Source organism: Fodinicola feengrottensis, from assembly GCF_039530045.1.
GTDB lineage: Bacteria > Actinomycetota > Actinomycetes > Mycobacteriales > HKI-0501 > Fodinicola > Fodinicola feengrottensis.
Window position 1 is genome coordinate 1 of the sequence record NZ_BAAANY010000021.1, and the last position, 15,109, is coordinate 15,109.

The 15,109-nt window shown below is 68.2% G+C and carries 18 protein-coding genes and 1 pseudogene; 8 read left to right on the forward strand and 11 right to left on the reverse strand.

Features of this window, described 5'->3' with window-relative positions; translation table 11 throughout:
* Positions 1-531: aromatic-ring hydroxylase C-terminal domain-containing protein (locus tag ABD301_RS27095; RefSeq protein WP_486320496.1), on the forward strand; the 531-nt coding region annotated here is incomplete at its 5' end.
* A gap of 186 nt (positions 532-717) precedes the next feature.
* Positions 718-1,470, forward strand: a complete 753-nt coding sequence (locus ABD301_RS27100) for a MerR family transcriptional regulator (protein WP_344313253.1) — start codon at positions 718-720, stop codon at positions 1,468-1,470.
* A 47-nt stretch (positions 1,471-1,517) separates the two neighbouring features.
* Here ABD301_RS27100 and ABD301_RS27105 read toward each other — a convergent pair whose 3' ends face one another.
* Both ABD301_RS27105 and ABD301_RS27110 read right to left on the reverse strand, forming a co-directional pair.
* Positions 1,518-2,180, reverse strand: a complete 663-nt coding sequence (locus ABD301_RS27105; RefSeq protein ID WP_279583001.1) for an alpha/beta fold hydrolase — start codon at positions 2,178-2,180, stop codon at positions 1,518-1,520.
* A gap of 22 nt (positions 2,181-2,202) precedes the next feature.
* Positions 2,203-2,319 (reverse strand): annotated as a pseudogene (locus ABD301_RS27110) (alpha/beta fold hydrolase); the annotation flags it as partial.
* On the opposite strand from ABD301_RS27110, the gene ABD301_RS27115 reads away from it, so the two are divergent.
* Positions 2,308-2,439 carry a hypothetical protein gene (locus tag ABD301_RS27115; RefSeq protein ID WP_279583002.1) on the forward strand — a complete coding sequence of 44 codons (132 nt, stop codon included), beginning with the start codon at positions 2,308-2,310 and terminating at the stop codon, positions 2,437-2,439. The pseudogene ABD301_RS27110 and the gene ABD301_RS27115 overlap by 12 nt on opposite strands.
* Before the next feature lie 452 nt (positions 2,440-2,891).
* Here the strand turns inward: ABD301_RS27115 and ABD301_RS27120 are convergent, their stop codons facing one another.
* On the reverse strand, positions 2,892-3,140 hold the full coding sequence (locus ABD301_RS27120) for a glutaredoxin family protein (RefSeq protein ID WP_163573231.1): 249 nt from the start codon (positions 3,138-3,140) through the stop codon (positions 2,892-2,894).
* A gap of 6 nt (positions 3,141-3,146) precedes the next feature.
* On the reverse strand, positions 3,147-4,700 hold the full coding sequence (locus ABD301_RS27125) for an AMP-binding protein (protein ID WP_344313254.1): 1,554 nt from the start codon (positions 4,698-4,700) through the stop codon (positions 3,147-3,149).
* A gap of 146 nt (positions 4,701-4,846) precedes the next feature.
* Here ABD301_RS27125 and ABD301_RS27130 point away from each other — a divergent pair, with 146 nt between their 5' ends.
* From ABD301_RS27130 to ABD301_RS27140, 3 genes are all read left to right on the forward strand, one after another.
* The gene (locus ABD301_RS27130; protein ID WP_344313255.1) at positions 4,847-5,473 is read left to right on the forward strand and encodes a sigma-70 family RNA polymerase sigma factor; all 627 of its coding nucleotides are present in this window, start codon (positions 4,847-4,849) and stop codon (positions 5,471-5,473) included.
* Positions 5,474-5,883: 410 nt separating this feature from the next.
* Positions 5,884-6,684: a hypothetical protein gene (locus ABD301_RS27135; RefSeq protein WP_344313256.1), complete on the forward strand. Its 801-nt coding sequence runs from the start codon at positions 5,884-5,886 to the stop codon at positions 6,682-6,684.
* Positions 6,685-6,705: 21 nt separating this feature from the next.
* A complete protein-coding gene (locus ABD301_RS27140; protein WP_344313257.1) occupies positions 6,706-7,659 on the forward strand; it encodes an HAD family hydrolase in 954 nt (317 codons plus the stop codon).
* 187 nt (positions 7,660-7,846) lie between these two features.
* On the opposite strand, the gene ABD301_RS27145 is transcribed toward ABD301_RS27140, so the two are convergent.
* The 4 genes from ABD301_RS27145 to ABD301_RS27160 all read right to left on the reverse strand — a co-directional run bounded on the left by ABD301_RS27145 (position 7,847) and on the right by ABD301_RS27160 (position 10,746).
* On the reverse strand, positions 7,847-9,067 hold the full coding sequence (locus ABD301_RS27145) for a lysophospholipid acyltransferase family protein (protein WP_344313258.1): 1,221 nt from the start codon (positions 9,065-9,067) through the stop codon (positions 7,847-7,849).
* A complete protein-coding gene (locus ABD301_RS27150; protein ID WP_344313259.1) occupies positions 9,060-10,118 on the reverse strand; it encodes an NAD-dependent epimerase/dehydratase family protein in 1,059 nt (352 codons plus the stop codon). Before ABD301_RS27150 ends, ABD301_RS27145 begins: the two co-directional genes overlap by 8 nt.
* Before the next feature lie 166 nt (positions 10,119-10,284).
* Complete coding sequence (locus ABD301_RS27155) at positions 10,285-10,383, reverse strand: 30S ribosomal protein bS22 (RefSeq protein ID WP_012854759.1); 99 nt, start codon at positions 10,381-10,383, stop codon at positions 10,285-10,287.
* A 156-nt stretch (positions 10,384-10,539) separates the two neighbouring features.
* On the reverse strand, positions 10,540-10,746 hold the full coding sequence (locus tag ABD301_RS27160) for a helix-turn-helix domain-containing protein (protein WP_163573235.1): 207 nt from the start codon (positions 10,744-10,746) through the stop codon (positions 10,540-10,542).
* A 269-nt stretch (positions 10,747-11,015) separates the two neighbouring features.
* Here ABD301_RS27160 and ABD301_RS27165 point away from each other — a divergent pair, with 269 nt between their 5' ends.
* On the forward strand, positions 11,016-11,336 hold the full coding sequence (locus tag ABD301_RS27165; RefSeq protein WP_344313260.1) for a DUF6958 family protein: 321 nt from the start codon (positions 11,016-11,018) through the stop codon (positions 11,334-11,336).
* A 351-nt stretch (positions 11,337-11,687) separates the two neighbouring features.
* On the opposite strand, the gene proC is transcribed toward ABD301_RS27165, so the two are convergent.
* The gene (proC, locus tag ABD301_RS27170; RefSeq protein WP_163573237.1) at positions 11,688-12,497 is read right to left on the reverse strand and encodes a pyrroline-5-carboxylate reductase; all 810 of its coding nucleotides are present in this window, start codon (positions 12,495-12,497) and stop codon (positions 11,688-11,690) included.
* Complete coding sequence (locus ABD301_RS27175) at positions 12,494-13,414, reverse strand: proline dehydrogenase family protein (RefSeq protein ID WP_344313262.1); 921 nt, start codon at positions 13,412-13,414, stop codon at positions 12,494-12,496. Before ABD301_RS27175 ends, proC begins: the two co-directional genes overlap by 4 nt.
* Positions 13,415-13,537: 123 nt before the next feature.
* On the opposite strand from ABD301_RS27175, the gene ABD301_RS27180 reads away from it, so the two are divergent.
* Positions 13,538-14,230 carry a helix-turn-helix transcriptional regulator gene (locus ABD301_RS27180; RefSeq protein ID WP_163573238.1) on the forward strand — a complete coding sequence of 231 codons (693 nt, stop codon included), beginning with the start codon at positions 13,538-13,540 and terminating at the stop codon, positions 14,228-14,230.
* Positions 14,231-14,315: 85 nt separating this feature from the next.
* On the opposite strand, the gene ABD301_RS27185 is transcribed toward ABD301_RS27180, so the two are convergent.
* On the reverse strand, positions 14,316-15,074 hold the full coding sequence (locus ABD301_RS27185) for a class I SAM-dependent methyltransferase (RefSeq protein WP_163573239.1): 759 nt from the start codon (positions 15,072-15,074) through the stop codon (positions 14,316-14,318).
* Positions 15,075-15,109 lie beyond the last annotated feature (35 nt).

Consider the following 15,109-nt stretch of genomic DNA (forward strand, 5'->3'; position numbering starts at 1 on the left):
GACGAAGAGATGGATGGTCTCTCACCCCCATCCGATACAGCAGCGCCTCGTGGCGCACTCGCACTTATGGCACCCGGCGACCACACGTCGGCGTTACGAGACCTCTTCATCGACCTTATGGACCTCGGTGACGTGAACCAATATTTGCTGGAGCTGATTGGCGGGATCGGCATCCGGTACGAGGTGGGGCAGAGCGACGACGCCCTGCGGGCAGGGCGCTTCTTCTTCGACCTGGCGCTGACCGTCGACGGCGAGCGAGTGCAGTTCGCCGACCTGTGCCAGCGCGGCGAGGCCGTCCTCCTGGACCTGGCGGACTCCCCCGACGTACGCGCCGCTGCCGCCGACTGGGCGGACACCGTTAGCGTCGTACGCGCGCGTACCGATGAGCTGCCGGACCTCGCTGCTGTGCTCGTACGCCCCGACGGCTATGTCGCCTGGTCGCTGCCTGCTGGCGCCGCCTTCGACGCCGAGACCCTGACCGTGTCCCTCACCCGCTGGTTCGGCACCGCCCCGGTCCGGCAACCCGCCTGATCCGGCTCGGCCCGTACGGTCGCGATGCCTCATCGCGTGCGCCCGGCGCACGCGATGAGGTATCGCGGCCGTCGCTGTGTGTGACCTGGAGCATCGCGAATAAGACTTGCAGTTGACGTAACGTCAACCTCTAACGTTCTCGGTGGGCCGGAAAGGCCGGCCCTGGAGGACGGAATCGAGCGCGCGATGAGCTGGTCGATCGCCGAGGTGGCGCGGATGTCGAAGGTGACTTCCCGAACGCTGCGGCACTACCACGACATCGGGCTGCTGGCGCCCGCGCGAACGGGCGCCAACGGCTACCGCTACTACGAGCAGCCGCAACTGCTCCGGCTGCAGGAGATCCTGCTGCTGCGCGAGCTGGGCCTGGACCTTGACTCGATCGGCCAGATCGTGGCCGGTGAGCAGGACCAGCTCAGCGCGTTGCGTCGGCACTATGGCTGGTTGCAGAGCGAGCGTGAGCGGCTGGCCGAGGTGGCGCGCACGGTCGAGGACACCATCAGAAAACTGGAAGGAGGTGAAGAAATGACAGCCGAACAGCTCTGGAACGGGTTCGACCCGAACTCCGAGAAAGCCCGTGCGCTGGCGGCGGAGGCCGAGGAACGCTGGGGCCCCCAGGTGGCCACCGTGAACCGAAAGGTCGCCAAATGGTCAAAGGAGAAGTGGGCTCAGATCCAGCAGCAATATGGCGACGCCAGCCAGCGGATCGCCGAGCTGATGGACGCCGGCTTACCGGCCGACGATCCGCAGGTCATCGAGGCGGTCGACGGACATTTCCAGTGGTTGCTGAACTTCTGGACGCCGAACCGTCAGTCCTACGCGGGACTTGGCGACCTTTACGCCGACGATCCGCGGTTCGCGGAGCAACTGAACGCCGTACGACCCGGGTTCGCCGAATTCATGCGGCACGCCATGACGGCCTACGCGCTCGTACGACTGTAGGACTGAGGTCGCGGGGAGCTGCAGATCCCCCGACCTGACTTACCGAGTTAACCGTCCTTTTCCAGCAATCGACAGAGATCGGCGCACAGCGCGACCGGCTGTTGCTCGGCGATGAAGTGGCCGCACTGGTACGTGACGGTGCTCAGATTCGTCGCCCAGCTCGCCCAGATTTTGGCCGGGCCAAAGGGGAGCACCTGCTCTCCAGGGTCCTGCCAGCCGGCCAGCACCGGCATCCGCAGCCGGCGACCAGCACCTGCGTCTGCCTGGTCGTGCCCCGGATCGATGAACGCACCGGCCCGATAGTCGGCACAGATCGCCGCGATGGTCTCCGGTTTGCGGCAGGCGGCCAGATAGGCGGCCCGTACGTCGGCCGTCAGCTGACCCGGTGGGCTCTGCCAACTGTCCAGGAAATGCCCGAAAAACAGGTCCGGGTCGGCCGCGATCATCCGCTCCGGCAGGTCCGGCGGCTGCGCGAGGAACGGCAGGTGGGCGGCGAACACCGTGCCCACCCCGGACAGCGCCGGCCACAGGTCACCCTGCGGAATCACGTCCAGCACAGCGATCTGGCTGATCGCCGCCGGGAAGTCGAGCCCCAGCCGGAATGCGACCAAGGCACCCCGATCGTGGCCAACGACGGCGAACCTCTGATAGCCGAGCTCGTCCATCAGCCGTACGAACAAGGCCGCTGTCGATCGCCGTATCCGGCCCACTCGTCGAATCGCCGTAGCCGGGAAGGTCAGCGCAAACGACGGTGTGGCCGGTCGCCAGCGACGGTGCGACCCGCTGCCAGATCAGGTGCGTCTGCGGAAATCCGTGCAACAACAACACCGGTGGCCCATGGCCGCTCATCGCGACCTGAAAGTCGACACCGTCGACCTTCACGCGCCGATATTCGAACTCGCTGATCCGCATGACCTGACCATCGCAGCGAGGTACGGCAATTCCGCGGCCCTGCCCAGTGCGCTGTGACAATCGGATTCCGATTGTGCAGGTCTACCTAGGGTGCGGCGCGAAACTGTCGTACCGTCGTGAAATTTTGAGCCCCCGCCCTTCAGAAGGGTGGGGGGTGGGTGGCGGGTTTTCATTACGTAAGTTGACGCGCGCGCGAGATAAGCGCGCGTTCAACCCGGCCAGAACGCACTGGCAGCGAGCCGGGACGCTCTGGCGGCCAGCCTCCAACGGCTCGAACAGCTGGTCGCCGGCGCCGATGACGCGGAAATGCCCGATTGTGACTTTGTTGCCCATCTGCCGCCCCGGAGTGGGCAACAAAGTCACAATCGGACACCTCCATTGAATGTCCGATTGTCACAGCCAGAATCACTTTCGCAGCTCAAGGACCTGCCGTTGTTACAATCGGAATCCGATTGTCACGACGGCGCTAACCGACCGGCCGCGTAAGGGCCGGTCGATGCAGCAGCCAGTCAGGATTCGAGGTCGCGGATCAGCCGGGCTTCCTCGACTCGCCAGAAGCCGTGTTCGGCGCCGTCGAGCAGCACCACCGGCAGCCGGTCGCCGTACTCGATCCGCAGTTCGTCGTCGCCGTCGGCATCCACCGCCCGCCACCGTACCCCGGTCTTCTGATGCACCCGGACCATCGCCTCGTGCGCGTCCTCGCACAGGTGGCAACCGACCCGGGTGAGCAGCGTGACTTCGTGATCCTCAGCAGCCATAAGGACTCAATTATCCGCCGGCTCGCGGAGCCGCGCTTTGGCCACCTTCCCGGTCGCCGAATGCGGCAACGTGGAGACGAAGTCGACCGCGGTCGGGCATTTGAACCGGGCCAGCGACCGGGCACAGAACTGCTCGACCTCGTCGGCGGTCAGCGTCGCGCCCTCGGCCAGCACCACGTACGCCTTGACCGCCTGGCCCGTGTACGGATGGTCGACGCCGAGCACCGCGGCCTCCTCGATGGACGGGTGGCCAAGCAGCACGTCCTCGATCTCACGCGGATAGACGTTGAACCCGGAGACCAGGATCAGCTCCTTGATCCGGTCAACCAGGAAGAGGTCGCCGTCGTCGTCTCGGTAAGCCACGTCACCGGTCGACCACCAACCCTGCGAGTCCGGGCCGCCGGCGCCGTCCGGCCAGTATCCGGAGAACAGGTGCTGGCCGCGTACGACGATCTCCCCGGGCTCGTCGCCACCAGGCACCAGATCCTCGTCGTCGTCATCTTCGTCGTCTCCGACGTCGCGTCCGGCCGGATCGACCAACCGTAACTCGACTCCGGGCAGCTCACGGCCGATCGAGCCGGGCTTGGGCACCTCGCACATCAGCGTCGACGACAGCACCGGAGCGGTCTCGGTCAGCCCGTACCCCTCGAAGACGTGCTGCCCGGTCGCGTCCAACAAGCGGCGCTGAGCGGCCTGGTCGAGCGGCGCCGCACCGCTGACCGCGAGGCGTACGCCGGAAAAGCACTCGGCGAGCTCGGGAAGCAGCGACCACGCGAGGAACATCGGCGGCGCACCGATCACGTTGGTGATCCCCCGCTCCTGGATGGCCTTCAACGACCCCACCGGGTCGAACCGCTCCATAAGAACCGCTGAGCAGCCCGTACGAGCAACCATTCCCAGGCCCGGGTTCAGCCCGAAGATGTGGAACATCGGCACCACCAGCAACACCACGTCGTCGGTCTGCAGGACCGCCGGCTGGATGCTGGCGCACTGGTCCAGGTTTGCCAGCAGGGCCCGGTGCGAGAGCATCGCGCCCTTCGGCCGGCCGGACGTGCCGGAGGTATACATAAGGACCGCCAGATCCTCACCGCCACCAGCGGCCGGCACTGGCTTGCCGCGGCCGCTGTTGATCAGCTCGGCGAGCCCCTGACCAGCAGTGATCCGGTGCCGTAAGGCCGGTGGCGGCTCGTCGAGACCGGTCACCGTGTCGATCACCGAACCGGTCCCGATCAGCGCGCTCGCCGCCGAGTCGGTGAGGATCCAGGACAGCTCGCGGCCGGTGTACGACGGATTGACTGGCAACGCGGTCAATCCGGCTCGCAGGGCGCCGAAATACGCCACCGGGAAGTCCAGGCCATTGGGCAGCGCGATCGCCACTCGGTCCCCGGCCCGCAGGTCGAGCTCACCGGTGAAGGCCGCGGCCGCGGCGTCGACCGCCGCGTCCAGCTGGGCCCACGTGAGGCTCTGCTCGCCGAACGTCAGGGCGGCCTGGTCCGGGCTGCGATGCGCCACCTCCCGTACCAGGTCCGCGAGGTTCGACCCGGGCTCGTCGTCGTTCACGGAGCACCCTCCGACCAGCTGTGGATAACGGCGCACGGCTGTGACACCCAACACGTATTATCAGCCCTGAGTTTGCCGTCCGGCTGCCGGCTCGCGTCGATCAGCCAGCACCGGTCGTTTCCACCTCGCAGAGGAGGGTGCGCGGGATGACGTCTTTCCTCGGCACCCTCACCTCCGGTGCCGGTGGCACGCTCCCCGCGAAAAGCCCCGAAAGGGACGCCTGGGCACTTGTCGACCGCGTGCAGGCCGGCGACGCGGAGGCATTCGGCCTCATCTACGACCGGTATGTCGACGAGATCTACCGCTTCGTCGCGTACCGAGTGGCTGGCCGCGCGCTGGCCGAGGACCTGACCAGCGAGACGTTCGTACGAGCGCTGCGCCGCATCTCCAGCCTGCAGTGGCGCGGCCGCGATCCGGGCGCCTGGCTGATCACGATCGCCCGCAACCTGGTCGCCGACCACTACAAGTCCAGCCGGCACCGGCTGGAGATCAGCACCGGCGACGTGGCCAGTTGCCTGACCGCCGGTGCCGAGTCCACCCGCGCCGAGGACGGCCCGGAGCGAGCCGTGCTGGCCGCGCTGACCGCCGCCGAGCTCCAGGCCGCGATCGCCCGACTGTCCGCCGAGCAGCGCGAATGCGTCACCCTCCGGTTTCTGCACTGCCTGTCTGTCGACGAGACGGCGGCCGCGATGGGCAAGAACACCGGCGCCGTGAAGGCCCTGCAATACCGGGCCGTACGAGCCCTCGCCCGCCTGCTGCCCACCCCTGGCTAACGGCTGCACAATCGGATTCCGATTGTACGAGTGCAGCACGTACGCCCTCGGGCAGATTTGGCCCACCCAAACGGGCGCAGTCCTCGACGTTTCGCTGTTAGGACCACGACAACAGCGTCAAGTTCGCGGCGCTCGGTGTCGAGTGCGGCACAATGTCCCGCAGTCGACGTCGAGTGCGGGACATTGTGCTGCGGTCGATGAGCCGATACCTGTCCAGTGGCACGAAAAGTGTGGCACTCGGGGGAAAGAAAAACAGACACGTATGACAATTTCGCGCCCCACCCTACTTCCGCTGCTGTGACAGCCAGTCACAGAAAATATCTGAAAAGGAGACTGACCGTCACTATTCGGCGGGGTTCGCCGTTGATCACTGCGAGGGTGGGACGACGGACGGGGAAGGAACGACGGTGGTGTGGCGCTGGCGTCACGGGCCGGCCCGGGAGCGGCAGGTGGTGGAGGCTTTCGCGGTCTTTGCCGAGGATCCGTCGGGCGGCGGGTACGAGGAGCGGCTGCTTGGCGCGCTGCGACGCGCGACCGTGCCGGCGGGCGGTCCGGATCCGGAGTTTCGGCGGCAGCTGCGGAGCCAGCTGACGGCGTTGGCGGCGGCGCCGGTCCGCAGAAGGTATCCGCGGATCGCGATGATGGCCGTCGCGGTCGCGGTGGCGATGCTCGGGACGGCCGCCGTGACGATCGACCGCGACGGAGCTTCGGCGTTCGCCCTGCAACGGCAGGCGGAGGCCGCTGAGCTGGCCCTCGCGCCCCTCACCCCGCGCGCGGCTGCCCAACTGCACCTGAGCCTGGCCAGCAGCGGCCTGCGGGCGCTCCGGGCCAGTACGGCCCAAGGAGCAGTCGATGGCCAGGCGATCGCGGACGAGCTGGCCGGCGTCGACGACTCGACCCGTGCAGCCGCTCGCATCCTCGCGGCGGCCGCGCTGGCCCGCGGCGATCGGGCTCCGCTGGACATCATCGACGCGTTCACCGCCGGGCAGCTGGCCGCGCTCGCCGGCCTCGACCTCGCGCTGCCGGCCGGGCAGGCCGGCGCCGTCAGGCGATCTGAGTCACTGCTGCGCCGGATCGCCGCGCGGTCCCACCAGTTGCGGCACTCGGTGGCCTGCGCGTACGGGTACGCCGGCCCTTCCGGAAGTGACGATCTCGGTGCCCAGCCACCCAGCTGTGCCGCTGGCGGCCCGGTGGTCGCTGCCGACCGGTGACACCCTCGCTAGGGTGAGGTGGTGACGCCGATTCTGCGCCGACGGCGCCCGAACGCCGGGCAGTTCTCGCCGGCCGTCGCGGCGCCGGCCGCCGGCGACCGGAACGTCGACGAAGACGTACGCACCATGGTCGCCGGTGCGGCCAGTGCCGCGGCCGCCTCCCAGGCCGCCGCCACCAGTGCGGTGGTGCCGTCCGACCCCACCGCGGCCGCTTTCTTCGACTGCGACAACACCATGATGGTGGGCGCGTCGATCTTCCACTTCGCTCGCGGTCTCGCCGCCCGGAAGTTCTTCACCAGCCGCGACCTGGCCAAGATGGCCTGGTTCCAGCTGCACTTTCGAGTCCGCGGCCGAGAGAACCGGGACCAGATGCATGTGGCCCGCGAGCGCGCGCTCGCGTTCGTGGAGGGTCGCCGGGTCGCCGACATTGTGCGGTACGGCGAGGAGATCTACGACGAGCTGATGGCCGAGCGGATCTGGTCCGGCACCCGTGCCCTCGCCCAGCTGCACCTGGATGCCGGCCAACGGGTCTGGCTGGTGACCGCCACCCCGGTCGAGCTGGCCCAGATCATCGCCCGCCGGCTCGGCCTGACCGGCGCGCTGGGCACCGTCTCCGAGGTCGAGGACGGCGTCTACACCGGCCGGCTGCTCGGCGAGATGCTGCATGGCCCTGCCAAAGCCGAGGCGATCCGCGCGCTGGCCGAGCGAGAGGGCTTGGACCTCTCCCGCTGCACCGCGTACAGCGACTCCTTCAACGACATGCCGATGCTCACCGCGGTCGGCCGGGCGGTGGCCGTCAACCCCGATCACGACCTGCGCGACGAGGCCCGGTCGCGGGGCTGGAAGGTGCACGACTTCCGCACCGGCCGCAAGGCCGTCAAGGTCGGTGCTCCCGCGGTAGCCGGCGCCGGGCTGGTCACGGGTGCGGCGATCGCCGCGGTTGCCCTGCGACGGCGCCGCCACCGCTCCCGCTGACCATCCCTGCAGCCACCATCGGCAAGGTCACCTACTTGCCGCCTCACCTCCGCGGCGCGCGGTGCCCTCTCGCGTCCGACTGATTTTTTTTCTCGCGCGCGCGTCCTCAAACCCACCCCCCACCCGACACTGGGTGGGGGCTAGAAAACAGTGTGGGTACGACAGTTTCGCGCCGCACCCGTTCCTCTCAACCGAAGACGGTGCGGCGGGTGAGCAGTAGCCGGTAGAGGGTCTGCTGGATGGTTTCGCGGACCTGGTCGCCGAGGTTGAGCACCAGCATCGGGTCGTCGACCGGGTCCGGGAGGTCGCTGGTCGGGATCGGGGTGCCGAACTCGATGATCCACTTGCTCGGCAGCGGCACCAGCCCGAGCGGGCCGAGCCACGGGAACGTCGGGGTGATCGGGAAGTACGGCAGTCCGAGCAGTCGGGCCAGGATCTTCACGTCGGCGAGCTTCGGATAGATCTCCTCCGAGCCGACCACCGACACCGGGATGATCGGTACGCCGGAGTGCAACGCGGCGGTGACGAAGCCGCCGCGACCGAACCGCTGCAGCTTGTAGCGTTCGGAGAACGGCTTCCCGATGCCCTTGAATCCCTCCGGGAAAACGCCGACCAGCTCCCCGCCGGACAGCAGCCGCTCAGCGTCCTCGTTACAGGCCAGCGTGCCGCCGGCCTTGCGTACGACCGGGCCGACGACCGGCGTGGAAAACACCAGATCGGCGCCGAGCGTACGCAGATGGCGCTTCGCGGGATGCTTGTCCAGCAACGCGAGCATGATCATCGCCGCGTCCAACGGCATCATCGTGCCGGCGTGGTTGCCCACCAGCAGCGCGCCGCCTTTGGCTGGCACGTTGTGCAGGCCGTTAACGTCCACCCGGAACCAGCGTTCGAACAGCGGCCGGACCAGCGGCGCCATCACGTTCTCGGTGAGGTCCGGGTCGAAACCGAACTCGTCGACCTGGTAGTCGCCGGACAGCCGCCGCCGGACGAACGCCAGCGCCCCGGCCACGAACCGCTCGACGCCGTCGGCGGGAGCGTCCGACCCGGCAGCCGCGTCGGGCTCCTCGCGCGTCTGCGGCGGGCGGGTCGGCGCCGGTTCGCCGACCGGTTTCATCGGCTTGTGGACCGGCTCGATGCCGTTGTACGGCGCGGTGTCCGGCCCTACCGCACGCAGTTCCTCCACCGTCGGGATCACCTGGCGGCGCGGTAACCGGCTGCCCGTACGGGACGCCAGCCGATCGCCGGGGCCAGGCTTTCGCGCGGCGGCCTTCTCGGCCGGACCAGTGGCCGCGGAGGCCGAGGTCCGGCGCGTACCGTCGCCGCGAGCGGGCAGCGGGATGACCCGGCCACGGCGCTTGCCTGTTGACTCTTTCGGCCCGGCTTCGACGAAATCGTCGTCCTCAGACATTGCTGGTCCCCCTGCCGGTCCGCATGCTGCGCAGCCACGCCAGCGCTGTCCCCTCCAGCTCGGCGAGCGCGTCCGAGCCGATCAGCGCGGTCAGGTCGTGGCTGCGTACGAAATCGTCGAAGGCCTCCGGCGTGCTGAAATGCGGCCGAAAACCGAGCTCCCGAGTCGCTTTCGAGGTGTCCACCACCCGGCCGTACTGCAGGAACCGGACCTGGTCCGGCGACAGCTCGGCGGTGCCGAGCCGGCTGAGGCCGCTGCCCAGCACCGAGGCCGCCGACGACGGCAGCGGGACCGGCACCCGCCCGGCCCGGCGCAGCGCCTGAGAAAGCAGCAGCACGCCCGGGCCGGCGATGTTGTACGAGCCGTGATGCTGGCTTTTGGTGACCTTCTCCAGCGCCGACAGCACATCGGCGACGTGCGCGAACTGGATGCGCGGGTCGAAGCCCAGCACGGTCGGCGTGACCGGGCGACTCAGATAGCGCGTGAAAGTGTTCTCGATGCCCGGGCCGAGCATCTCGGCGAAGCGCAGCATGGCGACCGCCACGTCCGGGCGGCGACGGGCGAAACCGCGGACATACTGCTCCACATCGAGCGCGTCCCGGCCGGCACCGCTGGCCGGCGGCGACTTCGGCTCGGCGTCCTCGGTGAAGAACGCCGGATCACGCGGCGACGAGCCGTAGACCTCGGTCGTCGACTTCACCACGAACCGGCGCAGGCTAGCCGCCTTCTGGCAGGCCGCGAGCAGCTGCATCGCGCCGATGACGTTGATTTCCTTCATCGCCGCCCGGCCGCCGACGCCGTCGGAGTTGGCGAGCAGGTTCAGGTGCACGACGGTGTCGACGTTCGCCGAGGAGACCACCTTGGCGATCAGCGGGTTGCGGATGTCCGCCCGCACGAACTCCGTACGGCCGAGAGTGCCCAGCACGTCCCCACGTGGCGGGGCGGTGTCCACCCCGATAATCCGCTCGATGGAGTCGTCGGCCGCGAGCTTCGCGGCAAACCGGCTGCCCAGCGGTCTGCCGACCCCGGTGATGAGGACCACTCGGGGCATCCGGCCTCCTCAAGGACAGGTTGCCCCGATCCTACGAGCCCGGTCATTGCCCCGGGATAGACGGGGTATGTCGACGTTGTTGCGACCTGAAGTCACCGTACGACGACGGCCGGTACGCGAAACTCCGAACGCACCGGCCGTGGGACCAGACAGGGCCTAGCGAAAACTACTTCTTGTTGCGTCGCTGGACGCGGGTCTTCTTCAGCAGCTTGCGGTGCTTCTTCTTCGCCATCCGCTTGCGGCGCTTCTTGATTACCGAGCCCATGCGTAGCCTCTCGAAAACTCAACTGGGGTAAGCCAACATGACAACCGACCGAGGATACCAACCGGCCGGCGACGACCGGCGTGCGCGGTGCGTATCAGCGCACGGCACACCGGGCGGACCGGACCCCGTACCGGCCGCCCGTCCGTCGCCGATCTCTCAGGCGGTGTCCGTGAACGCCTCCTTCAAGTACTGGTGAACAGCGTTCTCCGGCACCCGGAAAGAGCGCCCGACGCGAACCGCGTTGAGCTCTCCGGAATGCACCAGACGGTAGACGGTCATCTTGGAGACGCGCATCAGCGACGCCACCTCGGCAACAGTGAGGAACCGGACTTCCGCCAACCCTTTTTCTCTCGAAACAGCCATGCGACACCGACTCTCCCGCACGCGTCGCGCGCCGGCTTCCCCTCCGGCGCGTCGGACACACACGTGCTAGAAGCACAGTAGCGTTACCAGTGTGACTCGCGCGATCCCTCTCCCCCGGCCGGAGGCGGACCGGCCATTACCACAGCACACTCCGCAGACCGGACACGACACGCGTTTGTGCAGATGAACATCGATATGCGCGGTGTGTGATCGCGCGGACACCGTATGCCTGCTATTAATGGCCGACGGCGGATTTTTGGGGGCAGACGATGGACCCGACAGACGTGGACGGCGCGGTCCAGTGCCTGCACCCCAACCCGGCCAAGTCGGCACCTCCGCTGGATCGCCGGCTGTACGACATCACCCGGGCAGCCATCTTCGACGCCGTGCCCACCACCGGCCGCGGCCTGCTCGCCGCCGCACTGAGCACCGAGGTCGCCCGGCGCACACCACCGGGCACGTACGTCACCACCTCGGTCGGCTGGTGCACGACGCTGGTCAAGCTGGACCTGCTGGCTCGCGGGCAGTTGCTGCGCGTGCCCACCGAGGGGATGCCCCGCCTTCTTCGCCGGCCACGCCCGCGCCGCTGACACTTCTCGCGGTTTGTACGAGCAAGGAATGCGACCGAGCGGCGCCCGGTGAGTTCGGCACCCCCCCATTGTCGGACTCATGCGCGTATTTTGCATCCAGTCTGACCTGGCCGGTCCGGTCGTGGCCGTGGCTCGGGCCGGCCTGATCGCCGGTCCACGGTGACCACGACCGTGGAGTCGGAGCGCGCGCTTACCTGTACGCGTTACTTACGTGACGTCTAAAACCCACGTACCCACCCCCCGCCCTTTGAAGGGAGGGGGCTCAAAATTTCACGGCGGTACGACAGTTTCGCGCCGCACCCTATGTAGACCTACACAATCGGATTGTGCGCCGGTTGACGCGAGCGGCGGTCAGTCGTAGAGCTTGCCGAGCTCCACCGATCGGTCCCGCGCGGCTTCGATGGCCTCCAGGAGGGCGGCCCGGACGCCGTGTTTCTCCAGTTCCTTGATCGCCATGATCGTGGTGCCGCCGGGCGACGTGACGCCCTCGCGGAGCTGCACCGGGTGCTCGCCGGAGTCGCGGAGCATGACCGCGGAGCCGAGCGCGGTCTGCACGATCAGGTCGGCGGCGATGGCCCGCGGCAGGCCGAGCAGGATGCCGGCGTCGATCATCGCCTCGACCAGGAAGAAGAAGTACGCCGGGCCGGAGCCGGACAGCGCGGTGACCGCGTCCAGCTGGTTCTCCGGCAGCCGCAGCACCTTGCCCACCGGAGAGAAGATCTTCTCGGCGGCGGCCAAGTGGTCGGCGTTCGCGTACGCACCGGCGGCGACCACGCTCATGGCCTGGTCGACCAGCGCCGGGGTGTTCGGCATCACCCGCACCACCGGCACACCCTCACCGAGCTGCCGCTCGACGTAGCCGGTCGGGATGCCGGCGGCGACCGTGACGATCAGGTGGTCACTGGTGACTGCCGGCGCCATTTTCACGAGCAGTTCGCCCATGTCCTGCGGCTTGACGGCGATCAGCAGAGTGTTGGCGAAAGCGGCCGCCTCGGCCAGGCTCAGGTCGCGGACGCCATATCGCTGGTAGAGAGATTCGGCCCGCTCCTGGAATTTCTCCACCACGACCACGTCATCGGGTCGTACGCCCGAGCGGAGCAGACCGGCAAGCAGCGACTCCCCGATCTTGCCAGCGCCAATAATCCCGAGCCGGTCGGTCACTTGCGGCCCACCAGGGCCCGGAGGAAGAGTGCGGTGTTGGCCGGGCGTTCGGCCAGCCGGCGCATCAGGTAGCCGTACCACTGAGTGCCATAAGGCACGTACACACGCACCGCATACCCAAGCTCGGCCAGCCGGCGCTGCTCGACCGGCCGCACGCCGTAAAGCATCTGAAACTCGAAGGTGTCGACCGGCCGGTCGTACCAGCGGACCCGGTCCTCCAGGATCGCCACCAGTCGCGGGTCGTGGGTCGCGAACATCGGGTAGCCGCCGCCGGCCAGCAGCACGTTGGCGCAGCGTACGTACGACCGGCTGACCTCCAGGTCGGACTGGTAAGCGACCGACTCGGGCTCGTCGTACGCCCCCTTGCAGAGCCTGATCCGGGAGCCGGCGACCGCGAGGTCACGGCAGTCGGCCTCGGTGCGGCGCAAGTAGGCCTGCAGGACAGCGCCCGTCTCCGGGAAGTCCTTGCGTACGCGCAAAAGCAGGTCCAGCGAGGCGTCGGTGGTGGTGTGGTCTTCCATGTCGATGGTGACCGTCGTGTCAGCCGCGTCGGCGGCCCGGCAGATCGCCAGCACATTGTCGGAGGCGAGCTTCTCGTCCAGCAGCATGCCCAGCGCCGACAACTTGACGCTGACCTCGGTCGGCGGGGTCAGCCCGGCGGCGCCGAGCGCGCCGAGCAGTTCGACATAGGCCTCGGTGGCGGCCCGGGCCTGGCCAGCGTCCTCGGTGTCCTCGCCGAGAAAGTCCAGCGTCACCGCGAGGCCGTCATGCACCAACGCCCGACTCGCGTCGATCGCGTCCTCAGTGGTCGTACCGGCGACAAACCGGCGAACCACCGACCGGCTGACCGGCGCCGCACTGACGAGCTGCTCCAACTGCGGGCTGCGGGCCGCAGCCAGAATCGCCGAACGCATCATGCCCTCGAGGGTAACCATCGGCGCCGGACCCCGCTGACCCGCATCCCACCTGGTCCGAAACGATTCGCTGGTCCGGGTCTACCTAGGTAGACTTTCAAAGTCTACCTAGGTAGCGTTTTGGGCGTGACCAGACGCGCGGACTCCTCACCTCAGACGCTGGCCGTGTTCGAGCTGCTCCAGGCCGAGCCCGCGCGGTGGTGGCACGGGTACGACATCGCCAAAGCCACCGGCCTGCGCTCCGGCACGCTCTATCCGCTGCTCGTACGACTCGCCGACCACGGCCTGCTGGAGGCGCACTGGGAGTCGGATCCGCCGACCGGCCGGCCGCGCCGACATCTCTACCGACTGACCACGCAAGGAATGGCCCGCACTGAGGAGGCTTGTACGCCCCTAGTGTCTGCCGGCCGGAACGCCCCGGACGCCTACCGTGGCCGCGTGAATATTGAGTGGATCGAGCCGTCGGCGGTGGCCGAGGTCGTACGAGCAGCGCGCGCCGACGGCTTCGAGGTATACGTCCTGTCGACGACTGGCGAGTCCGATCGCCAGGCGTTCTTCGATGCCGTACGAACCGGCTGCCCGCTCGACCCGCCGCTGGTCAGCGCCCGCAGTTGGGACGCGATGATCGACTCACTGTCCGGCGGGCTGTTGGTCGTCGACGCGGTCCGGATCGCGATCGTCTGGTCCGGATCGGCGGCCATCCGAGCGGACAACCCCACCGAGTTCGAGGTCGCCCTGTCCGTGCTCACCGCCGTGTGCGACCGCCTCGCCACCGCAGCACGGCACCGCAAATCTGTCCGCCTCTACGTCGACCACTAACCACCACGCTCGGAGAGTTAGTCCGCAACGCCCCGCCGCTTGCGTGAAGTGCAAGAAACGGGGCGTTGCGGACGAAAGAGCGGGCTCAGCGGACGGCGGCGAAGGTGGCGTCGCGGTGGCCGCGCCAAATCAGACCGGCCTCGGCGAATCCAGCCGATCGGAGCGCCTCCAGGTGCCAGGTCACGTCCGGGTTGAAGTCGGTGTGAGCGTGATTCCCACCAAAGAGTTCGTTCCGCTCGCGTACGAGGTCAGCGACGGCAGGCTCGTGGCCGAACCGCTCCCACCAACCCGGCCAGGTGTCCACTCCCTGGTCATAGCGCTCGTTCCGGCGCCCCTGGGCAAGCGACGCCAAAGCCGCGGTCAGCCCGGGAATCCCGGGGTCCTCCATATGGTCGGCGTTCATAAAGACTCCGCCCGTACGCAGCACCCCACGTACCTCCGCGTAGAGCTCCCGCAGCCGCTCGGAGTTGATCCAGTGCAGCGCGGTGGCGGTGAGGACAGCGTCGAATTCCTTGTACGGCAACGCATCCAGCCAGCCGGAGGTGCCCAGGTTCGCGGCCACCACGTGACCGCGATCGCCGAGGCTGCCGCGCGCGATCGTCAACAGGGAGCGGTCGGCGTCAAGCACCACGGTCTCCGCGTTCGGCCACCGGGCCAGCAGTCGGAGGCTGATCGAGCCGGTGCCGCCGGCCAGGTCGAGCACCCTGGGCGGCCGGTCCGGGGTGACCGCCTCGACCACGCCCAGCATCGCCGCGATCCGCTCCTCCCGGTCGGGCATGAACGCCTCCTGTTGGGAGTCCCAACTTGCCTGCCAGGCGGCGAAATCGAGGGTTTCAACGGTCATCCGAGCCTCCCAATGAGTAATGGTCATTATTGCGA